Annotated in this window: 21 protein-coding genes and 1 pseudogene; 12 read left to right on the plus strand and 10 right to left on the minus strand. The window is 38.1% G+C overall.

What is annotated here, in order from left to right; all coding sequences use genetic code 11:
* Positions 1 to 81 precede the first annotated feature (81 nt).
* Positions 82 to 1,530, minus strand: coding sequence for a glyceraldehyde-3-phosphate dehydrogenase (locus RM539_RS04810; RefSeq protein ID WP_311502298.1), 1,449 nt, complete (start codon positions 1,528 to 1,530; stop codon positions 82 to 84).
* Between the two features lie 116 nt (positions 1,531 to 1,646).
* Positions 1,647 to 3,050 (minus strand): S1C family serine protease, encoded by a 1,404-nt coding sequence (locus RM539_RS04815; RefSeq protein WP_311502299.1) that lies wholly within the window; start codon positions 3,048 to 3,050, stop codon positions 1,647 to 1,649.
* Between the two features lie 133 nt (positions 3,051 to 3,183).
* On the opposite strand from RM539_RS04815, the gene dapF reads away from it, so the two are divergent.
* From dapF to RM539_RS04835, 4 genes are all read left to right on the plus strand, one after another.
* Positions 3,184 to 3,975, plus strand: coding sequence for a diaminopimelate epimerase (gene dapF, locus RM539_RS04820; RefSeq protein WP_311502300.1), 792 nt, complete (start codon positions 3,184 to 3,186; stop codon positions 3,973 to 3,975).
* Complete coding sequence (locus RM539_RS04825; protein ID WP_311502301.1) at positions 3,969 to 4,499, plus strand: GNAT family N-acetyltransferase; 531 nt, start codon at positions 3,969 to 3,971, stop codon at positions 4,497 to 4,499. The genes dapF and RM539_RS04825 overlap by 7 nt, the downstream gene beginning before the upstream one ends.
* Positions 4,489 to 5,532 (plus strand): endolytic transglycosylase MltG, encoded by a 1,044-nt coding sequence (gene mltG / locus RM539_RS04830; protein WP_311502302.1) that lies wholly within the window; start codon positions 4,489 to 4,491, stop codon positions 5,530 to 5,532. The genes RM539_RS04825 and mltG overlap by 11 nt, the downstream gene beginning before the upstream one ends.
* Positions 5,533 to 5,744: 212 nt before the next feature.
* Positions 5,745 to 6,413, plus strand: coding sequence for a peptidoglycan-binding protein LysM (locus tag RM539_RS04835; RefSeq protein ID WP_311502303.1), 669 nt, complete (start codon positions 5,745 to 5,747; stop codon positions 6,411 to 6,413).
* On the opposite strand, the gene RM539_RS04840 is transcribed toward RM539_RS04835, so the two are convergent.
* The 3 genes from RM539_RS04840 to dnaA all read right to left on the minus strand — a co-directional run bounded on the left by RM539_RS04840 (position 6,410) and on the right by dnaA (position 9,123).
* Positions 6,410 to 7,141, minus strand: coding sequence for an SAM-dependent methyltransferase (locus tag RM539_RS04840; protein WP_311502304.1), 732 nt, complete (start codon positions 7,139 to 7,141; stop codon positions 6,410 to 6,412). The genes RM539_RS04835 and RM539_RS04840 overlap by 4 nt on opposite strands.
* Before the next feature lie 2 nt (positions 7,142 to 7,143).
* Complete coding sequence (locus RM539_RS04845; protein ID WP_311502305.1) at positions 7,144 to 7,605, minus strand: low molecular weight protein-tyrosine-phosphatase; 462 nt, start codon at positions 7,603 to 7,605, stop codon at positions 7,144 to 7,146.
* A 90-nt stretch (positions 7,606 to 7,695) separates the two neighbouring features.
* Positions 7,696 to 9,123: a chromosomal replication initiator protein DnaA gene (dnaA, locus tag RM539_RS04850; protein WP_311502306.1), complete on the minus strand. Its 1,428-nt coding sequence runs from the start codon at positions 9,121 to 9,123 to the stop codon at positions 7,696 to 7,698.
* A 207-nt stretch (positions 9,124 to 9,330) separates the two neighbouring features.
* Between dnaA and RM539_RS04855 the strand changes: the two genes are divergently transcribed.
* Positions 9,331 to 9,729 (plus strand): acyl-CoA thioesterase, encoded by a 399-nt coding sequence (locus tag RM539_RS04855; RefSeq protein ID WP_311502307.1) that lies wholly within the window; start codon positions 9,331 to 9,333, stop codon positions 9,727 to 9,729.
* Here RM539_RS04855 and RM539_RS04860 read toward each other — a convergent pair.
* From RM539_RS04860 to ribD, 4 genes and pseudogenes are all read right to left on the minus strand, one after another.
* Positions 9,726 to 10,334, minus strand: coding sequence for an IMPACT family protein (locus RM539_RS04860; protein ID WP_311502308.1), 609 nt, complete (start codon positions 10,332 to 10,334; stop codon positions 9,726 to 9,728). The two genes, RM539_RS04855 and RM539_RS04860, sit on opposite strands and share 4 nt — an antisense overlap.
* A 50-nt stretch (positions 10,335 to 10,384) precedes the next feature.
* A pseudogene (locus RM539_RS04865) lies at positions 10,385 to 11,249 on the minus strand (EamA/RhaT family transporter).
* Positions 11,246 to 11,854 carry an HAD family hydrolase gene (locus RM539_RS04870; RefSeq protein ID WP_311502310.1) on the minus strand — a complete coding sequence of 203 codons (609 nt, stop codon included), beginning with the start codon at positions 11,852 to 11,854 and terminating at the stop codon, positions 11,246 to 11,248. The pseudogene RM539_RS04865 and the gene RM539_RS04870 overlap by 4 nt, the downstream one beginning before the upstream one ends.
* Positions 11,847 to 12,902 (minus strand): bifunctional diaminohydroxyphosphoribosylaminopyrimidine deaminase/5-amino-6-(5-phosphoribosylamino)uracil reductase RibD, encoded by a 1,056-nt coding sequence (gene ribD, locus RM539_RS04875; RefSeq protein WP_311502311.1) that lies wholly within the window; start codon positions 12,900 to 12,902, stop codon positions 11,847 to 11,849. The genes RM539_RS04870 and ribD overlap by 8 nt, the downstream gene beginning before the upstream one ends.
* A 28-nt stretch (positions 12,903 to 12,930) precedes the next feature.
* Here ribD and RM539_RS04880 point away from each other — a divergent pair, with 28 nt between their 5' ends.
* The 5 genes from RM539_RS04880 (at position 12,931) to ligA (ending at position 17,727) form a co-directional block, all read left to right on the plus strand.
* Positions 12,931 to 13,416: a GNAT family N-acetyltransferase gene (locus RM539_RS04880; protein WP_311502312.1), complete on the plus strand. Its 486-nt coding sequence runs from the start codon at positions 12,931 to 12,933 to the stop codon at positions 13,414 to 13,416.
* 189 nt (positions 13,417 to 13,605) lie between these two features.
* Entirely contained in the window at positions 13,606 to 14,448 is an 843-nt protein-coding gene (gene prmC / locus RM539_RS04885) for a peptide chain release factor N(5)-glutamine methyltransferase (protein ID WP_311502313.1), read from the plus strand.
* Positions 14,449 to 14,457: 9 nt separating this feature from the next.
* Positions 14,458 to 15,039, plus strand: coding sequence for an LOG family protein (locus RM539_RS04890; RefSeq protein ID WP_311502314.1), 582 nt, complete (start codon positions 14,458 to 14,460; stop codon positions 15,037 to 15,039).
* A 12-nt stretch (positions 15,040 to 15,051) separates the two neighbouring features.
* Positions 15,052 to 15,720, plus strand: a complete 669-nt coding sequence (locus tag RM539_RS04895; protein ID WP_311502315.1) for a VOC family protein — start codon at positions 15,052 to 15,054, stop codon at positions 15,718 to 15,720.
* A 15-nt stretch (positions 15,721 to 15,735) separates the two neighbouring features.
* The gene (gene ligA, locus RM539_RS04900) at positions 15,736 to 17,727 is read left to right on the plus strand and encodes an NAD-dependent DNA ligase LigA (RefSeq protein WP_311502316.1); all 1,992 of its coding nucleotides are present in this window, start codon (positions 15,736 to 15,738) and stop codon (positions 17,725 to 17,727) included.
* Between the two features lie 173 nt (positions 17,728 to 17,900).
* On the opposite strand, the gene htpG is transcribed toward ligA, so the two are convergent.
* The gene (htpG, locus tag RM539_RS04905; protein WP_311502317.1) at positions 17,901 to 19,787 is read right to left on the minus strand and encodes a molecular chaperone HtpG; all 1,887 of its coding nucleotides are present in this window, start codon (positions 19,785 to 19,787) and stop codon (positions 17,901 to 17,903) included.
* Positions 19,788 to 20,009: 222 nt separating this feature from the next.
* Here htpG and RM539_RS04910 point away from each other — a divergent pair, with 222 nt between their 5' ends.
* Both RM539_RS04910 and RM539_RS04915 read left to right on the plus strand, forming a co-directional pair.
* Complete coding sequence (locus tag RM539_RS04910; RefSeq protein WP_311502318.1) at positions 20,010 to 20,678, plus strand: TetR family transcriptional regulator C-terminal domain-containing protein; 669 nt, start codon at positions 20,010 to 20,012, stop codon at positions 20,676 to 20,678.
* 16 nt (positions 20,679 to 20,694) lie between these two features.
* On the plus strand, positions 20,695 to 22,002 hold the full coding sequence (locus RM539_RS04915; RefSeq protein ID WP_311502319.1) for an ABC1 kinase family protein: 1,308 nt from the start codon (positions 20,695 to 20,697) through the stop codon (positions 22,000 to 22,002).
* The last annotated feature ends 86 nt before the right edge of the window (positions 22,003 to 22,088 follow it).

The following is a 22,088-nucleotide window of genomic DNA, read 5'->3' on the forward strand; positions in this document are numbered from 1 at the left end:
TCTTCCTGCTCTCTTTTGAAGTTAACATATAGCCAAAATTATACTGCCCTTTCTTTTGATTAAAGATTGAAAAATTGTAGATCAATAGTAAGTATATCTCCTTACTTTGGCGATATATTTTGCCAGCCTTATTACCTGCTGACTATAACCAAACTCATTGTCATACCAGACGTACAGAATGACATTTTTTCCATCTTCAGAAACAATTGTGGCTTTACTGTCATAAATTGCGGGTGCTGAAGACCCGATGATATCAGTAGAAACAAGTTCATTATCAATAGAATATTTAATTTGTTCAACCAGGTCTCCTTCGAGGGCATATTTTTTTAGAATAGAATTAACGCCATTTACCGAAGTTTCATTCTGCACTTCAAGATTTAGAATGGCAAGAGAACCATTAGGAACCGGAACACGTATGGCGTTTGAGGTAATTTTTCCTTCAAGTACTGGTAAAGCCCTGGCAACGGCTTTTCCGGCACCGGTTTCAGTTATTACCATATTTAAGCCTGCAGCACGGCCCCTTCTATACTTACTGTGCATGTTGTCTACTAAATTCTGGTCATTGGTATAAGCATGGATAGTTTCCAGATGGCCGTGCACCACTCCCAGAGAGTCTTCAATGGCTTTAAGCACAGGTGTAATGGCATTTGTAGTACAGGAAGCAGCGGAAAAAATGGAAATTTCATCAGGATTATATTCTTTATGATTTACTCCGTGTACAATGTTAGGAATGCCTTTGCCGGGCGCTGTTAGCAAAACTTTCGCGGCTCCTTTTGCGTGCAAATGCCTTTCCAAAGATTCTTTATCACGAAAAGCGCCCGTATTGTCTATTATGAGTGCCTTATTAATTCCATAGCTTGTATAGTCTATGTCTTCAGGTTGTTCTGCTGAAATCATATGAACGGTGGTGCCATTTATAACCAAAGCTGAATTTTCTACATCTGCTCTTACGGTTCCTGAAAAATCTCCATGTATGGAATCATTTTTTAAGAGGGAAGCTCTTTTTTCCAGTATATCTGCTGTTATAGTACCCCGTGTAACAATTGCCCTTAATCTTAGCTGATTGCCTTTTCCTGTTCTGGCCATTAATTCCCTGGCAAGCAGGCGGCCAATCCTTCCGAAGCCATAAAGCACCACATCTTTGGGTACCACTGCTTCAACATCTTTTAAAACTTTTAGTTGCCTGGAGACAAATGCCATTGCATTGGTATATTCTTCTCCTTCCAAATGATACTCATAAGTTAATTTTCCAATATCCAGCTTGGCCGGCGGAAGATTCAAATCTTGTATGGTTTTCGCAATTTCAACAGAATCAAAAATGGATATTGGTTTCTCAACAAATTTGCCCGCATATTCATGAAGATTTAAAATATCACTAACATTCCTGTTGATGAGTTGATTTCTGAAGAGCACGAGCTCAATAGCCCGGTCGTACCATAAGTCGCTAATAATGTTAATAAATTGTACAGTTGCTTTCCGGCGATCTGCCTGGAAAGCAAGCTCTTTTTCGTAGACTTTGTTAAAGCTCATGTGTGGTGTGGTTGTTTTCAAGCTGCAAAAATATATATTTCAATCGTTTTCGTAAAACCTATTTGAATAAAAAAAGGCTGCCTTTTTAGACAGCCTTAATCCTTTTCCTGGATGCATTATCTCCATACAACCCTTTGTTTTTCGCCTTTTTTATCAATGAAGGATACTACAATAGGATCTGAATCCCTCTTGTTTTCAATTACTCTTTCCACTTCATTAATATCTGAAACTTTTTGATTATTTATTTCAGTAATAATGGCACCTACAAATTCTTCAGCAGGAAGGTCATTTCTTAGTATGCGGTTAATTTTTACTCCGTAATCTGTATTGTACTTACGTAATTCCTGTTTTGTAGCATTGGCCACTTCAAGTCCTATGGGACTTATACTATATGCTTCATATTTTGTAAGAGTAACTTTTACTTCGCGCTCTTTGCCGTCTCTTAATATTGTTACCATCACAACATCATCGGGTCGTTTGGAATTTATATATCCTGTAAGGTCAGAAAATTTGTTAATCCTGATGTTATCAATTTGTTTGATAATATCATTTTTTTCAATACCTGCGTTTTCAGCTCCGCTCCCGGGGCTAACGCTGGCCACATAAACACCCTGGGTTGTGCTAAGGCCTAAATCTTCAACTGCGGTGGGATTAATGCTTCCGCCCCGTATTCCTAAAATTCCCTGTTGTACATCACCATATTCCATTATGTCTTCCACAATTTTTCTGGCATTGTTAGAAGGTACGGCAAAAGCATATCCTATATAGCTTCCGGTCCTGGAAGTAATGGCAGTGTTAATGCCAATAAGTTCACCATTAATATTTACAAGGGCTCCCCCGCTGTTACCGGGATTAATGGCCGCATCTGTCTGGATAAAGGACTGCGGCATGGCATCGGAGGTGTTTAAATCTCTTGCTTTGGCACTAACTATCCCTGCGGTAACAGTAGACTTAAGGTTAAATGGGTTACCTACGGCTAATACCCATTCGCCCAGTTTTATATTATTAGAATTTCCGAAAGGAATATAATCAAGTTCTTCCGCATCAATTTTTAAAAGGGCGATATCAGATTTTTTATCGCTTCCTATTACTTCGGCAGTATAGGTTTGATTATTATTAAGAGTAACTTCCAGTTCACTTGCTCCTTCAATCACGTGATTATTGGTTACAATATAGCCATCGGGAGTAATAATAACGCCGGAACCTGCACCCTGAACAGCTTTCCCTTCGCTGCGGTTTCCGTAGTAAAATTCAAAAGGATTGCGCGGGCCGTTAAATACAGCCACATTTTTTACGTGCACAACGGCATGAACCGTATTTTCGGCAGCTTCTGTAAAATCGGCATTTGTTCCATATATCCTATTGGTATAGCTGGCAGGAATAAATGAATTATTTTCCTGTGCTGAAGAAGCTACTGGAAGCGAACTTCCGGATTCTTCTTCTAAAAACAGCTTGTAGCCTCCAAGGGAAAGTACGCCTCCCAAAATAGCTACAATGAGTAAGCTTGCTAGTTTTTTCATATTATTAATTTGTTTTTAGAATTAAACTTTAAGTAATCTCTTTTAGTATTATGTTCCTGAATTTTAACGACCATTTAATCATCTCTCAAATCTTATGCTTTATTGTATATTTGTGCCTTCTAAAATACGAATTATGAAGATTCCGTTTTTTAAATATCAGGGCACAGGCAATGATTTTGTGATGCTTGATAATCGTCAACATTTATTATCCAAAAACGATACCAAAATAATAAAGAAACTTTGTGATCGCAAATTTGGCATAGGGGCAGATGGATTAATTTTACTGGAAGAGCCTGAGGTTAATGGCGATGATTTTAAGATGATATATTTCAATGCAGACGGTAATGAGAGCAGCATGTGCGGCAATGGTGGCCGTTGCCTGGTGGCTTTTGCAAAATATCTTAATATTATTGAAGATAAAGCAGCTTTTACTGCTGTAGACGGCCCTCATAAAGCAAGCATAAAAGAAGGACTGATTAGCCTGCAAATGCAGAATGTGAATAAAATCAGCCAGAAAGGGAATATTTCTTTTCTTGATACCGGTTCTCCTCATCACATTGTTTTTACCAGCAATGTAAAAGATATAAATATAAAGGAAGAAGGGGCTGCTATCAGGTATTCTGAGCCTTATGTGGAGAGGGGAGGAGCAAATGTGAATTTTGTGGAGGCTGAAGGTGAAAATACTTTTCTTGTGCGTACCTATGAGCGGGGAGTAGAAGACGAAACCCTTTCCTGCGGAACCGGAGTTACTGCCGTGGCTATAGCTGCAAATGCTTCGGAAAGGGCTAACGCAAATAAAATAAAATTAAAAGTGCCGGGAGGTGAACTCTCTGTATCCTTCAGCAAAAAAGGCGCGGAAAATTATACCGATATATGGCTAACAGGACCGGCAGAGCAGGTTTTTAAAGGTGAAATAACATGCTAACGCTCAAGGGCGAAAAAGTGAAACTAAGGGCCCTGGAGCCAGAAGATCTGGATTTTGTACATCAATTGGAGAATACAGAGGATTTTTGGGAGGTAAGCGCAACGCAGGTGCCTTACTCCAGGTTTATGATAAGGAAATATCTGGAAAATGCCCATCGCGATATTTATGATTACAAGCAATTGCGGCTCGTAATTTGCAATAATGAGGACAAAAATATTGGCCTGATAGATATTTTTGATCTTGAACCTAAAAATCGCCGGGCTGCTTTGGGAATTTTAATTTCAGAGGCCGGTGAACGTAGAAAAGGTTACGGTGCAGAAAGTCTTTCCCTAATATGCAATTATTGCTTTAAACATCTTGCGCTGCATCAGGTTTATGCAAATGTAACTGAAGGCAATACAGCAAGTATTAAACTTTTTGAAGGGAAAGGTTTTAGGAAATCAGGAATAAAAAAAGAATGGAATTTCATGAACGGATCTTTTAGAGATGAAATCCTATATCAACTTATAAACGATGTACATTAAAAAAATTATAGCCGTGGTTGCTATTCTGGGTGTTATTGCGCTTTCCATTTTCAGTTATCACATTTATAACAGTATATTTTCTCCAAATACAGGATTTGCCGAAGAAAAAGCCGTGGTTTATATTCCTACGGGGGCAAATTACAATATGGTATTGGATTCCCTCAGGACAGTACTCAAAGATGTTAATTCTTTTGATCTTGTTGCAGGAAAAAAAGGATACAAAAATAATATTAGTCCCGGGAGGTATGTGTTGAATAAAGACATGAATAATAATGAAATTGTAAATGTTCTCCGCAGTAGCAATAATCCGGTAAACGTTAGTTTTAATAATCAGGAGCGGCTGGAAAATTTAGCAGGCAGGATTGCCGAGCAAATTGAAGCCGATAGTGTAAGCCTGCTCAAAATTTTTAGAGATAGTACATTTTTAGCTGAAAATGATTTTTCTGAAGAAGAGGCGCTTTCTTTGTATATCCCCAATAAATATGAATTTTACTGGAATACTTCCGCTGAGGAATTTCGTGAAAGAATGCAGAAGGAGTATAACAGGTTCTGGACCGAAGATCGCCTGAACAAAGCTGAAGAAATTGGCCTGAAACCCATTGAAGTTATTGTACTGGCTTCTATTGTTCAAAAAGAAACGGCCAAAGTAGACGAGCGTCCCAAAGTTGCCGGAGTTTATATGAACAGGTACAAAAACGGATGGAAACTTGATGCCGATCCAACCGTAATTTATGCTATTAAAGAAAGTACAAAGAATTTTGATACAATCATAAAAAGGGTTCTTTATAAAGATCTTACCTTAGATTCCCCATATAATACCTATTTATATAAGGAACTTCCTCCGGGGCCTATTACCATGCCCGACATTTCTTCCATAGATGCAGTACTTAATTATCAGGATCATGATTTCTTCTATTTTGTAGCCGATGTGGAGAATTTTGGCTATCACAAATTTGCAGAAAATCTCTCACAGCACAATCGTAATAAGCAGGAGTATGTTCGCTGGATAAATAAACAGGGGATTAAAAGATAAAAATTGTTTTTCCTGTCTTCCTTTAACGCTGTTATAAGACTTTGAACCGCTGATTCTTATGGAAATGTTAAGCCCTTAACAAGGAATGCACTTTAATTAACATGCTGTGTATCAAATTATTAAAATTTATTGTATCTTTGCCCGGCAAAATTGAAGGGGGATTTTTATTCTTTTTTGAATAGAATCCGTTAACTCTTCAAAAACAAAATGTAATGCAAAAAAGAAAGAAAATTGCAAAATTCTCTATTTTACCGGCCATTGCAGGTACGATGTTTTTCAGTTTTTCTACTAAAGATGCTGCAAAAGTGGATCTGGAAAGCTTTTCAACCGCAAACCTGGATCTGGATTACACCGTGGAACCCCTTTTAGAAGAGGATATAGTTAAAGAGGTTCATCTAAGCAATTTACCCAAGCTTGGGAAATCTTATCTTGGATTTAAAGAGGCTGTAGGCTTTAAGGAATCCCGCGGAAACTATAAAACAGTGAATGAGTATGGCTATATGGGCAAATACCAGTTTGGAAAAGGTACGCTTGCTCTTATAGGTATTTACAACACTCAGGAATTTATTAATTCTCCTGCGTTACAGGAAGCTGCTTTTTATGCAAATTCGTCCCGTAATAAGTGGATTCTTATACGTGATATTAAACGTTTTGTGGGTAAAACAATAAATGGGGTGGAAGTAACTGAATCTGGTATTCTGGCTGCCGCTCATCTTGCAGGACCGGGAAGTGTAAAAAAATATCTTAGAAGCTGGGGAGCACAGGCATTTAGCGATGCTTTTGGAACCAGTATCAAAAATTACATGCAAAAATTTTCCGGTTATGATACTTCTTTTATTCAGCCGGAAAAAAGAGCAAAGGCAGTTTTGCCAAATGCTTAAAAATCTTTTTGAAGAATAAAAATTGTGGGCCTTTTATGAAGGTCCACTTTTGTTTTAGACCAATCTTCAACAGTTTTGGTAAGAATCATCTCGGTATTAAGGGTGAGATCGCAGGCAACGCAAAGATTAGTGCCGGAATGGAGATTCTGCAGTATATCTTCCAGTAATTTATTATTGCGATATGGAGTTTCTATGAAAATCTGCGCCTGATTTCTTTCCGAAGAAATCCGCTCCAGGTTTTTTAATTCGCGCTTGCGTTCTTTTTTGTCTATAGGAAGGTAGCCGTGAAATGTAAAGCCCTGGCCGTTCATTCCGCTGCCCATCATAGCAAGTAAAATAGAAGAAGGTCCTACCAGCGGTACTACCTGTATGTTGTCCTGATGAGCAAGTTGTACAATTTCAGCCCCGGGATCGGCAACTCCGGGACATCCTGCCTCACTCATTAAACCTACGTTTTTCCCTTCTTTACAGGCTTTTAAATAGGAGGGAAGTTCTCCTGCTTGCGTAAATTTATTCAGCAAATGCAGTTTTAGCGATTGCTGAGGTTTTTCCGGAAAAATTTTCTTAATTGCTTTTCGGGCTGTTTTTTCATTTTCAACAATATATTCGTCTGTTTCTTCAATGATCTTTTTAATATGCACTGGAAGCACCTCCATGGGATCGGAATCTCCAAGGGTTGTGGGAATCATAAAAAGCTTTCCCTGATATTTAAAAGAAGAATCAGCCATAATTATTTCAGGTGAAGCCGTTGCGCAATTTTTTCACAGGCTTCCTCCAGCATCTGGTAAACATTTTCAAAGCCTTGTTCTCCCCCGTGATATGGATCGGGAACATCTACATTTTCTTTCGGAAAAATCTCGTTCAGGATTAAGTTAACTTTTTTCTTATCATCTTCATTTTCAGTAAGAGATAGGATATCACGATAATTAGAATTATCCATAACGAAAATGTGGTCAAATTCTTCAAAATTTGATACATCAAACTGCCGGCATTGCTGCGTGCTAATATCAAGGTTATTCCTTCTTGCAACGGCAATAGATCTTTCATCAGGAGCACAACCCGCATGATAGCCACCTGTTCCCGCAGAATCTATATATACCTTTTCCGGATTTACTTTAGATTTCAGAATTCCTTCAGCAAGTGGTGATCTGCAAATGTTGCCAAGGCAAACCATTAGAATTTTGGTTTTCATCTAAAATATTTTTTAAGCCTTTTCTATGTACGATAGAAGGCAGTTAGAATTATTTTCTTTTTTCCGAGAATACAGGCTCTCTTGCAGAAGTTAAATAGTAAGTTTCTTATTAAGATCTTCCACAAACTTTTTAAACTGCTTATCTGTAGCAGCCAGATTATCTACCGTTTTACAGGCATGAAGTACAGTAGCGTGATCCCTGCTTCCAATTTGGGAGCCAATGCTTGCAAGCGAGGCTTTCGTGAATTTTTTGGCAAAAAACATGGCCAGCTGTCTTGCCTGTACAATATGCCTTTTCCTGGTTTTAGACTTTAAAGTATCCACGTCCATCTGGAAATAATCACTTACTACCTTTTGTATATAATCTATACTGACTTCCCGTTTGGTATTCTTAACGTAATTGTCAACAATTTTTTTGGCCAGTTCAAGAGTAATATCCTTTTTATTAAAAGAAGAATGGGCAATAAGGGAAATAATGGCACCTTCCAGTTCACGAATATTGGATTTAATATTGTTTGCCAGAAATTCCACAATATCTTCAGGCATTTCCACACCGTCGCGATATAGTTTATTTTTTATAATAGATATACGGGTTTCAAAATCTGGATGTTGCAGCTCTGCTGACAGTCCCCATTTAAATCGCGATAGTAATCTTTGCTCAATATCCTGCATATCTACAGGAGCCTTATCACTGGTTAAAATCACCTGTTTCCCATTTTGGTGCAAGTGGTTGAAAATGTGAAAAAATACATCCTGGGTTCCTGCTTTTCCAGATAACAGCTGAATATCATCTACAATCAATACATCAATAATCTGGTAGAAGTGAATAAAGTCATTCCTGTTATTCTTCTTAACAGATTCAATATATTGTTGTGTAAATTTTTCTGCAGAAATATATAAAACTGTCTTTTCGGGATACTTATCTTTTATTTCAACTCCTATGGCATGTGCCAGGTGTGTCTTTCCAAGGCCAACCCCGCCAAAAATAAGCAAAGGATTGAATGATGTGCCGCCGGGCTTGTTGGCAACCGCCATTCCTGCAGAACGTGCCAGCCTGTTGGAATCTCCTTCCAGAAAATTTTCGAAGCTGTAACTTGGGTTAAGCTGAGATTCAATTTTTACATTTCTAATCCCGGGTATAATGAAAGGATTTTTTAGTTCAGGGTTTTTGTTCTTAATGGGAACGTCTACTTCCTGGGAAGAAACATTGCTGCGCTGGCTGCTGGGGATTTTCTCGGTAAACGGAAGCTTATTGCCGTACGTGTTCTCCATTTTGATCACATACACCAATTTCGCTTTCTCTCCAAGTTCACGAGTAAGGGAAACCTTTAGTAGCTTTACATAATGCTCTTCAAGCCATTCATAAAAAAACTTGGAAGGTACCTGGATGCTCAGTGCACAGTCTGTAAGTTTTACTGCCTGAATCGGTTCAAACCACGTTTTATAGGCTTGAGGTGTAATATTATCCTTGATAAAAGCTAGACAGCTATTCCAAACTGATTGCGCAGTTTCCGACATGCTTAATTCGACTTATTAATAGGTTAGTAGAAAGTTCAAATTTGCGTATAGAAAAGAATTATTTTCTGTACTTAGGCAGAACAAATATGTGAACAAATTATCTGAAAAAAAAACGCAATTGCTGTTGAATTTTAATAAAAATTTACGCATACTTAATTCCGCCTTTGAAATTACAAAACCTCTCTTAATTAAACTATTTATAAGCGTATGAAAACCCATACAAGCCATGTTAAAGTTCGTTATGCCGAGACCGACCAGATGGGGGTTGTGTACCACGGGAATTATGCACAATACCTCGAAATAGCCCGTATAGACTGGCTTGAAGCTTTAGGAGTTTCTTATAAGGAAATGGAAAAGAATGGCATTATGCTACCTGTTTTTGAACTGAATTGTAAATTTTTAAAGCCGGCCACTTTTGATGATATTCTCAAAATTGAAGTAGTACTAAAAGATAAACCGGGCGTGAAAATCGCTTTTGATTATTCTATTTTTAATGCCGCGGAAGACTTGCTAACAACAGCAAGAACAGTGCTTGTTTTTATGGATGCAAAGACCAAAAGACCCATTAGATGTCCGCAAATTATTCTTGAAAAACTCGGCTTTTAAATATCCAGTTCATTTATATCTATTTTATAGATAGAATTGAATTTTTTTAGAATTTCATCAGCATCTGCTTTTCTAACTGAAAGAAAAACCCTACAATCTAATTCCAATTTCTGCTCGATCACGTTTAGGTTGTTTTCCTTAATCATGCGCATTACCGTATTCATTTCTGGATAATTAAATTTAACCACAAAAACACGGTCAATGCTGCGGGTGATCATTTTTGAATTTTCAAGGGCCATTTGTGCCGCCGTCTTGTACGCATTAATCAGTCCGCCTACACCAAGTTTTACTCCGCCAAAATACCGTACTACAACAATGAGGATGTTTGTAACTTCAAAAGACTGAATTTGACCATAGATTGGCATTCCGGCAGAATTTGAGGGTTCGCCATCATCATTGGCCCTGTACTTAAATTCTTCTTTGCCTAACTGCCACGCATAGCACCAATGGCTGGCTTTGTGATGCCTACTGCGTAATTCTTCAAGGTGGGTATTAATTTCTTCTTCGGTTTTCACCGGGAACGCATAGCCATAGAATTTTGAATTCCTGTCTTTATAAAGCACTTCTTCTGAAGCTGACGTTATACTTTTATAGGTGTCTTTCATTCGGTTAAAATTAATGCTGAAAGCGTTAAAAATTAAACTGTTCTCTTAGCCTAACTTCTCGCAACAAGTAAAATACTTATAATTGCCAACAAAATACCAATCCAGTTTTTGCGGAGGAGACGTTCTCCAAAAAAGGAAATTCCCAGCAGAGTAGAAATAGTAACAATTCCAACATGATTAATGGTGAATATCGCTGAACTTTCAAAACCAGGACTGCGTAGCGCCATTACAAGGAAATATATCGAAAAATAGTTTGGTATACCCAGCGCAATACCTCCTATGATATTTTTCCAGGTAATTTTTAATTTTCCTCTGATAGCCTGTAATATCAGGATCAAGGCCAATGCTTCCCGCAATAGCAAAAATTGTAGAAGAGAATAGGCCAACATCTGCCTGAGCAACATAAGAATTTTCGAGAAAATTAATCGTGGTATCTATTATTCCGCTGCCGAGAAATACCAGTAACGGGAAGATGAGATTCTTCTTTTGAATATGAATTCTGTTTTTTGTTTTTATGGAGGTGAGGTAAACTGCAGCCAGGGCCAGCAAAATGCCGAGGAGTTTTAAAATTCCTGTACTTTCATTATAAAGAATAATTCCGGCAAAAACGGGAATGGCAACCGACATTTTAGTGGCTACGGAAACTACCGATAATCCGCTTTTTTGTGTAGTGATGGCGGCGAGATAAAATACGCTAATAAATAATGCCCCCAAAGTAAGCGTACCGGGAAACCACTCCTTTGAAGGAATTCCTGAAACATCAAAATTTTCAATATATCCACAAAAGCCTACCGTACAGGCGATATAATAATTTATAATAATTGCCTGCAGTGTGTTCACTCCAAATTTGTTGTAGAGTTTAAAAACAACAAATATGATACTTGAGGAAAGGATGCTAAGCACGAGGTAAATCAAAATAAATCCTGTTTGGCAATAAACAAATCAATAATATCTTCACGGGTAGGCTCAATATTCCAGGTATGTATGCCCAACGTGGCCGCGGCATTGGTGTTTTCTTTAGTGTCGTCTATAAAAAGGCACTCATCCGGCTTAAGCTGATGTTTTTCCAGGACAAACTTATAAATCTCAGTATCAGGCTTCCGGAAATTGATTTCATGTGACAAATAAAAAGCATCGAAACACTTCTGGAAATCTTCAAAAAACGGTACGTTTTCCTTTACCCAGTCAATATGAATTTCATTGGTATTGCTTAGAAGGATTAGCTTGTAATCTTTTTCTTCGGAGAGCTTTTTCAGAAATTCATAGCGGTACTTCGGAAAATCTACCAGGATTGCGTTCCATGATTTGAGCACCTGTTCTTTCTCCAGATGCTCAAATTCTGAACAATAAGCGCCTACAAATTCTTCTGAAGAGATCAGGCCTTTTTCATATTGAAGATTTTTATCTAGAAGCCCCGTCGTTAATTCCGGAACTCGGCAGTTATTAAACTCCCTGGACGTAGCGGCTTTATCCAGATTGATAAAAACGTCACCAAAGTCAAAAATTATTGTTTTAATCATTCATAAATATTTTCAAATTATCACCTGTAAAGGCAGTTTCTTCCTTTAACCTTCCGAAAAATTGTGGTGCTTTTATGCCTGTTCCAAATTCCCTTTTTCCGGTAAATATCCTGGCTTCATCCCATAGGTCGGCATCGATAAATGTTTGCAGGGTTTGCGTTCCGCCTTCAATTATCACCGATTGAAGTTCGTGTTTGAAGAGAATTTTACAAATCTGTAGAGCTAAATCTTCTTCAAAGTCCAGGGGTTCAAAAAATAAATTTTCAGCAGATTTTTTTCCGGCAGACTCAGCCCTGTCAGGATCTGTTAAAACAACCGTTTTGATGCTTCGGTCCAGTACAAAAGATTTCTGCGGAATACGCAAATTTCTGTCAATAATAATCCGAACGGGATTGGGCCCGCTCCACAGCCTTGTGTTCAGTTTTGGATTATCGGCAACAACAGTATTGGTGCCTGCTAAAATTGCCTGCTCTTCTGCGCGCCATTTGTGCACCAGTTGTTTTGAAACCTGATTAGTAATCCAAACCGGTTCCCTTTTGATTTTATCAGCAGGAGCAATAAAACAATCTGCAGTTTGTGCCCACTTCAGGATAATATATGGCCGTTGTTTTTGATGAAAAGTGAAAAAGCGCCTGTTAAGTTCCTGGCATTCCTGCTCCAGGATTCCAACCAGAACTTCGCAACCGGCATCCATCAGCTTTTTAATACCTCTCCCGGCAACTTCAGCAAAGGGATCAACACTGCCAATCACTACTTTTTTAATGCCTTTGGCGATTATGAGATCACTGCAGGGAGGAGTTTTCCCATAATGGCTGCAAGGCTCAAGACTAACGTAAATAGTTGAGGCAGATAAAAGTGCCGGATCTTTAACCGAATTTATGGCATTTACCTCGGCGTGGGGTAAGCCTGCTTTTTGATGCCAGCCTTCACCAATAATCTTGTTTTTATGAACAACCACGCTGCCTACCATGGGATTGGGATAGGTTCTGCCAAGCCCGTTTCGGGCCAGGCTGATACATCTTTTTATATATTTTTCGTGTATCTTCACGCCTCAAAAATAAGATTAATTAACAAGAATGAGTAGTTACAAAATTCGCAAAATTCAACCGGAAGATAATCAGCAGGTTGCTGAGGTGGTAAGAACAGTTTTAGTGGAAATGGGCGTGCCGAAAGTAGGAACGGCCTATGAAGATAAAGCTTTGGACGATATGCATGCGACTTACGATTTCCCCCGGATGGAATATTTTGTAGTGGAAAATGAAGAAAAGGTGATTGGTTGCGCTGGAATAGCTCCGCTGAAGGGTTTAGATGAAGAAATCTGTGAACTACAAAAAATGTATTTTCTTCCGGAAGCCCGGGGCAAAGGTATGGGAACGCAAATGATGGATACCTGTTTAAAATTCGCAAAAGCTGAAGGTTTCAAAAAATGCTATATAGAAACCTTACCTTATATGCAGGATGCCAGGAAATTATATGTAAAAACAGGTTTTGAAAGCCTGGAAAAACCTTTAGGTGATACAGGACACTACAATTGTACAGTTTGGATGATAAAGGATATTTGAGGTACGAAGTTAGAAGTGAGAATTTATGAAATGACACCCGGGACTCACAACATTAGACTTACGAATTTAAAATTTCACATTTAAAATAGATAAAAAGGTCCCATCCATTTTTAAAGAGGGGTGGCCGCAGGCCGGGGTGGTTTCAGACAACGGAAAACAAAATATCTCATTCAAAAATAACCAAAAGAATTGCTACTAAAAGATTTAAAAATAAAATTTCAGCAAGAGCTAAAGGGGGAATATCCGCAGGAGGAAACAGGATCATTTTTTAATCTTCTTGCGGAAAAATACTTCGGAATGAACAGACTGCAAATGGCGCTTGAACCGGAAAGGAAAATTTCTGCAGCTGAGATTGAAAATTTTGAAACTGCTCTCCAAAAACTTAAAAATCATCATCCCGTTCAATATATTATTGGAGAGACAGAATTCTTCGGCTTAAGTTTTAAAGTCAATGAGGCAGTTCTTATTCCGCGGCCGGAAACTGAAGAACTGGTACAATGGATTTTGAATAATATTTCTTCCGAAGAAAATTTAAAGATTCTGGATATTGGTACGGGCAGCGGTTGTATTGGGATTAGCCTGGCTAAAAATTTACCTCAGGCTGAAGTTTTGGCAATGGATGTTTCAGAAAAAGCTTTAGAAACAGCCAAATTTAATGCTGCTTTTAATGAAGTAAAGGTGAATTTTATGGAACAGAATATTCTGGAATTGGATAAATTAGATGAGCAATTTGATGTTATCGTATCCAATCCGCCGTATGTGCGGGAACTGGAAAAAAATGGGATGCAGCGCAATGTTCTGGATTATGAGCCGGAACTGGCCCTTTATGTAGAAGATAAAAATCCGCTGATTTTTTATAAAAAAATTACAAAACTGGCAAAAGAAAGCCTGCGTCAAAATGGAAAATTGTATTTTGAAATCAATCAGTATTTAGCCAAAGAAACTGAAATTTTACTGAAGGATTGCGGTTATAAAGCCTGTCTGAAAAAAGATATATTTGGCAATTACAGAATGCTGAGAGGAACTTTCTAAAAATTAAAAATGAATAGTATAGCGGTTTTTTGTGGCAGTAGTGAGGGGAATGATGAGATGATTTTAAAGGATTCCTATAATCTTGGAAAAATTCTGGCAGAGAGAAATATAAATCTGGTTTATGGTGGCAGCAAACTGGGCCTAATGGGACAAGTCGCCAGAGGTGCATTGGACCACGGTGGTAAAGTAACCGGTGTGATTCCTGATTTTTTAAAGACAAAAGAAGTAGTGCATCCAGGTTTAACCGGCCTCATCACTACAAAAGACATGCATGAGCGCAAGATGAAAATGCATGAACTTAGTGAAGGTTTTATCGCGTTGCCGGGTGGTTTTGGAACTTTAGAGGAACTTTTTGAAATTGTTACCTGGGGACAGCTGGGTCTTCATGCAAATCCCATTGGCCTGCTGAACAGCAACGGCTATTATGATGAACTTATCGCCATGCTAAAAACTATGGTTCGTAAGGGGCTGCTTAAAAAAGCAAATTTTGACTTGCTGCTTATCGCTGAAAATATTGAGGAATTACTGGAGAAAATGGCCAATTTTAAACCTATGCCAACTCCAAAGTGGATGAATAAAGATCAGACTTAATTTTTGCTGAACATGAAGATAGAGGAACTACAGGTATTTACATCTAATTTAGAGGAGCAAAAAATATTCTATCGTGAAACGCTGGGATTAAAGATTGAAGCTGAAGGAGAGGATAGCTTTAAACTTCAGCTGGGTTATTCTGTATTAAGGTTTGTGAAAAAACCGGGAGCCACACCATATCATATTGCATTTCATATCCAGGATAAGCAGGAAAATGAGGCGTTGGAATGGTTGAGGGAAAGAGTGGAAATTCAGAAAAGCGGGGAGGATGAAATTGTAGATTTTAGCAACTGGGATGCAAAATCAGTTTATTTCTATGATAAAGATTCTAACATCCTGGAATTTATTTCAAGAAGAAGCCTGAATTCTTCCATAGACGCTCCATTTTCCGCTGAAAAAATCACAGGAATAAGCGAAATAGGGCTGGCGACTACAAACATTAAAGAAAAATACCATTTTCTTCAGCGCAACTGCGGACTTGAAATTTTTGACGGGAGCCTGGAAAAGTTTTGTGCCATTGGTGAGCCACAAGGGTTAATCATTACTATAGATGAAAATCAAAAAGACTGGTTTCCGGTAGATGATAAGGCCTACAGCTCCAATTTCCGCATTAAATTCACTCATCAAAACCAGCAATTTCATCTGGAATATCAGAATGATAACCTGAAAATTTTAAAATAAAATGTTTCTATAAATATGGATGTAGAAAAGAAAATAAACCGGCTCCGCCAGGAACTGCAAGAGCACAATTATAATTATTACGTGCTTGATAAGCCTGAAATCAGCGATTATATTTTTGATATGAAGCTGAAAGAGTTGCAGGAGCTGGAAGAAAAACATCCGGAATTTTATGATGAAAATTCGCCCACGCAGCGGGTTGGTGGTGCCGTAACCAAAAGTTTTGCAACTGTGGAGCTCGACTACCGAATGTATTCGCTTTCAAATTCCTATTCAAAAGAGGAGCTGGAAGATTGGGAAAAACGGGTAAAAAAATTGGTGGACGGTAAGGTGGAGTACGTATGTGAGCTTAAATATGACGGGGCGTCCATCAGTTTAACTTATGAAAATGGAGAACTGGTACGTGCGGTAACCCGTGGGGATGGTTTCCAGGGTGATGATGTTACCAATAATGTGCGAACTATACGTTCAGTCCCATTGAAACTGAAGGGGGATTATCCTGAGAAGTTTGATATTCGGGGAGAGATTGTGCTGCCTTATGAAGGATTTGCCAAGATGAATGCAGAAAGAGTGGAAGCAGGGGAAGAACCTTATGCCAATCCGCGCAACACAGCTTCGGGAAGTTTAAAGCTTCAGGATAGTGCTGAAGTTGCCAAACGTCCGCTGGATTGTTTACTTTACAATATAATCGGTAAGAATTTAAATATTAGGTCCCAGTTTGAAAGTCTGCAAAAAGCAAGGGAATGGGGATTTAAAGTTCCCGATGAGTCGGAATTAAAAGCCAGTACTTCCGCGGTGATGGATTATGTAAATTACTGGGATATACATCGCCATGATTTACCTTATGAAACCGATGGAGTGGTAGTAAAAGTCAATGCTTTCCATCAGCAGGATGAACTCGGCTATACGGCTAAATCTCCGCGCTGGGCAATGGCATATAAGTTTAAAGCAGAACAGGAAAGTACACAACTAAATAAAATAACTTATCAGGTAGGACGTACCGGGGCGATTACTCCCGTGGCTAATCTGGAGCCTGTAAAACTGGCGGGAACAGTGGTGAAAAGAGCTTCTTTGCATAATGCCGATCAAATTGAGAAGCTGGATGTAAGAGAAGGAGATACTGTTTTTGTGGAAAAGGGAGGTGAGATTATACCAAAAATTGTGGGTGTGGATTTTACTAAAAGAGATCCAAATTCCAAACCTACTCAATACACCCAAAAATGTCCTGAATGTGATGCTGAATTGATACGCAATGAAGGAGAAGCGCTGCATTACTGCCCTAATACCAATGGCTGCGCACCACAAATAATTGGTCGCATCCAACATTTTATTTCTAGGAAAGCCATGGATATTGAAGGCCTTGGCGGGGAAACAGTTACCTTGTTTGTTAACAATGGCCTTATAGGGACTTATGCCGATTTATATGAATTGAAAAAAGAACAAATTCTGCCTTTGGAGCGTATGGCAGAAAAATCGGCAGATAATCTTATTAACGGAATAGAAAGATCGAAAGAAATACCATTTGAGCGGGTACTTTTCGCACTGGGGATTCGCTATGTGGGTGAAACTGTAGCAAAAAAACTGGCCCGTCATTATAAAAGCATAGATGCGCTGGAGGAGGCTTCCGAAGAAGATCTGGTGGCTGTAGAGGAAATTGGTGAACGAATAGCCTGGAGCGTGGCCGATTTCTTTTCTAATGAAGAAAACAAGGAAATTGTGGAACGTTTAAAGAATTACGGTGTCCAAATGGAAATTTCTGCCGAAAAACTGGCGAACCAGACCAATAAATTAGAAGGCAATACTTTTGTTATTTCCGGTACGTTTGAACTTTCCCGCACCGAATTAAAGAAATTAATTGAAGATAACGGCGGCAAAGTTTCCAGCTCCATTTCCTCAAAAACCAACTTTTTGGTTGCAGGAGAAAGTATGGGGCCGAGTAAACTTGCCAAAGCAGAAAAACTCGGCACAACCATGTTGAGTGAAGAGGAGTTTTTAAAGATGGTGCAATAATTCGATTATTTTTTAAAGTTATGGGATAAACTGCTAAATGAAATTTCTTAGAATACTCCTGCTACTTCCAAAAGGAATTTTAGAATAGCGAAAACAATAAAAAAAAGGTCAGACTTATAACAATCTGACCTTTTGATAAATCCAATTAGAGGATTCGTTTTAACTGGAGAAAATTACTTCACCATATCAAAACTTCTATTTATAAATGCAGTGAGTTCTTCTCCTTTCAAAAGGTTTTGAGACAGTCTTGCCAAATCCAGCGATTGCTTAATAAGGCGTTCCTGTTTTTTCTCAGTTTTGGTGTTTAAAATTTCGGAAACCAGTGGATGGTTTGTATTCACCACCAGGTTATACATTTCCGGCATATTGCCCATTCCAAACATTCCACCGCCACCGGTTTGCTGCATTTCCTTCATTCGGCGCATAAATTCCGGCTGGGTGATAATCAGCGGTGCGGCATCACTGTCCATAGCCTCAAGCTGTACAGTATATTTTTCCTTCGGAACAACTTTTTCAAAATCAGCTTTCAGCTTTTCTTTTTCTTCATCTGAAAGTTTAGAGATATTTTCATCGTCTTTTTTGATGAGGTTATTTACATGATCTGAATCTACCCTTACAAAAGAAAGTTTTTCCTTAGAAGTTTCAAGTTTCTGCAGTAAATGGGAAACAATTGGTGAATCCAGAAGCAATACCTGGTAACCTTTATCTTTGGCTGCTTTAATGTAACTATGCTGCTCGTTTTGATTGGAAGCATAAAGCACCACCACATTTCCTTCCTTATCTGTCTGGTTCTCCTTAATTTTTGCCTCTAGTTCTTCAAAAGTATAATAATCACCATCTACAGTTGGATAAAGGGCGAATTTCTGTGCCTTTTCAAAGAATTTTTCTTCGGAAAGCATTCCGTATTCAATAACGATTTTTATATCGTTCCATTTCTTCTCGAAATCTTCCCGATTGTTATTGAAAAGAGTTTTCAGCTTATCGGCTACTTTTCTGGTAATGTAGCTGGCAATTTTCTTCACTGAAGAATCTGCCTGAAGGTAAGAACGGGAAACGTTCAGCGGAATATCGGGTGAATCAATAACTCCGCGAAGCATAGTCAAAAATTCAGGTACAATTCCTTCCACATTATCGGTTACAAAAACCTGATTTTGGTAAAGCTGAATTTTATCTTTCTGGATGTTCATATCCTGATTCATCTTAGGGAAATAAAGGATCCCGGTAAGATTAAATGGATAATCCACATTAAGATGGATATGAAACAAAGGTTCCTCGAACTGCATGGGATATAGTTCGCGGTAAAATTCGTTATAATCTTTCTCCTCAAGATCGGTTGGTTGCTTTGTCCAGGCCGGCTCCGGATTATTGATAATATTATCAACTGTTTTCTTTTCCGGCTCGGCATCTTCCGGTGCATCTTCAGGAAGGGGAAGTGATTCTTCTTTAGTACCGAATTTAATTGGGATAGGCATAAATTTGTTATACTTCACCAATAACTCTTCAATTCTGTTTTCTTCAAGGAATTCTTCGTCATCCTCATTTATATGAAGAATAATTTCTGTGCCACGCTCCTGCTTATCTGCTTCTTCTAAAGTGAATTTTGTAGTTCCCTCACAGGTCCAGTGAGCTGCTGGCTCATCTTTATAAGATTTAGTTATAATTTCAACCTGATGAGCCACCATAAAGGCAGAATAAAATCCAAGTCCAAAATGGCCGATTATTCCGCTGTCTTTAGCTGAATCTTTATATTTTTCAAGAAATTCTTCTGCGCCAGAGAAAGCCACTTCATTGATGTATTTTTCAACCTCTTCTTTGGTCATCCCGATTCCCTGGTCAATAACGTGGATTTTTTTACCTTCCTTATCTACTTTTACTTCTATAACGGGATTGCCGTATTCTACAGAAGCTTCTCCAATATTGGTGAGATGTTTTAATTTAAGGGTCGCATCGGTCGCGTTTGAAATTAATTCCCTTAGAAAAATTTCGTGATCGCTGTATAAGAACTTTTTTATCAAAGGGAAAATGTTCTCTACAGATACATTAATATTTCCGGTTGCCATATATAATTTTTTAAATGTTAATCAATTGGTTTGAAATAAGTCAAAAAAAGTACCATTGAAAAGCTGCTGACAAACTGGCACAATAATTTAGTTGTAATGTTCTAAAGAGCTAAACGTCTAAATGTTCACGAATTCATTAGGAATGAATTTTAACAATTTTTTGTTTAATGTTTATTAATTCGTCTTAAACAAAAAGTTACTTTTGAAAAAGATATCATTGTTATGGCCAAAGTAAAAGATACTGCTGCAAAGAAAAAACTTGATAAAGACCGTTTAATCTCTTTATATATGGACTACATCCTGGAGGAGGAAACTACACCAGGTACGGTTTATAAATTCTGCAAGCACAACAAAATAAAAGAAGAGGAATTTTATAACTTCTTCGGAAGTTTTGAAGGATTGGAAAAGGGGATTTGGATACGCTTTTATGAGCATGCCCTGAATGTAATTAGTAAGAGTGCGGAATATGAGACTTTTTCCAACAGGGAAAAAATGCTCACCTTTTATTATACATTTTTTGAAATTCTTACCGCCAACAGAAGTTATGTATTGTTTACGCTGAATAAGAATGATGTTCCCCTTAAAAACCTGGAGCAATTAACAGGCTTAAGGAGAAGGGTAAAAGCCTTTGCTAAAGACCTTATCAGGAATGCAAATGAGGGAAAAGCTGTAACTGTACTGAAGCAGTCGGAAACAGTATTTTCAGAAGCTGCATGGGTTCAACTTATGTTCCTTATGAAATTCTGGATGGAAGACAATTCTCCGCAATTTGAAAGTACAGATGTAGCCATTGAAAAATCTGTGAATACAGCATCTGATGTTTTTGACAATTCACCGTTGGAGCGGGTTTTGGACTTTGGAAAATTTCTCTGGAAGGAAAAAATGTCATAACACGTAAGGAATAGAAATGAAAACAATAGATAAAATACCCACTGGAAAAATTGGCCGGACCTCTAAAATGGTTCAGACCGGTGTAAAAATTAGTGGGAACTATTTGAAGTATTACGGCAAACGTGCATTAAATCCTGAAGTTACCAGAGATGAACTGGATGAAAGCAATGCCAGTGATATTTATGACGGACTTAAAAGCCTTAAAGGAAGTGCCCTGAAAGTTGCACAAATGCTTTCAATGGAAAAGAGTTTGTTGCCGAATGCTTATGTGGAAAAATTTAGTCTGGCGCAGTTTAGCGTTCCGCCATTATCTGCACCACTTGTAAGAAAAACATTTAAGAAATATCAGGGAGCATACCCTGAAGAATTATTTGATACGTTTGCAACCCAATCCGTTAATGCCGCCAGCATCGGCCAGGTGCATCAGGCTACAAAAGATGGGAGAAAACTTGCTGTGAAAATCCAATATCCGGGGGTTGCAGACAGTATCAGTTCAGATCTTGCCATGGTAAAACCTATTGCCACCAGGATGTTTAACCTTCAGGGAAAGGATTCTGAAAAATATTTCAGAGAAGTTGAAGGAAAATTAATGGAAGAGACCGACTATATACTGGAGGTAAAGCAAAGTAAGGCAATTTCTGAAGCCTGCGCACATATTCCCAATCTGGAATTTCCGCAGTATTACGAAAAGCTCTCCAGTGAGCGAATTATTACGATGGATTGGATGGAGGGAAAACACCTTAGCGAATTTGCAAAGGAAAATAAAGATCAAAAGAAAGCGAATGAAATTGGGCAGGCATTATGGGATTTTTACATGTTTCAGATGCATGAATTAAAGGAGGTGCATGCCGATCCACATCCGGGAAATTTTTTGGTTAGTGCGCAGGGAAGGTTAATAGCTATAGACTTTGGATGTATCAAAAAGGTGCCTGAAGAGTTTTATGTTCCATATTTTCAACTGGCAAAAGCAGAGAATATTAATAATCCTGAATTTTTCCGGAGTAAACTTTATGAATTGGAAATTCTCAGGGAAGATGATTCTTCGCATGAAATTGAATATTTCTCAGAGCTCTTTTTTAATATGTTGAATTTGTTCACCAGTCCTTTCCATCAGGAAATTTTTGATTTTTCAGATGAAGGTTTCTGGAATTCAATTACAGAACTCAGCGAAAAATATAGTAAGGATACGGAATTACGAAAAATGAACGGTAACAGGGGGAGTAAACATTTTCTATACATAAACCGTACATTTTTTGGATTATATAATCTACTTCACGATTTGAAGGCAGAGATTAAAATTAACAGATTTCATGAATATCTGTAAAAGTTGATTTATTGGTTAGGTTGTGAAAAGCGCACTTCTTTTTTAAGAAATGCGCTTTTTTATTTAACCTAATTTTATTGCTTATA

It is taken from the genome of Autumnicola musiva (assembly GCF_031846585.1).
GTDB classification, from domain to species: Bacteria; Bacteroidota; Bacteroidia; order Flavobacteriales; family Flavobacteriaceae; genus Autumnicola; species Autumnicola musiva.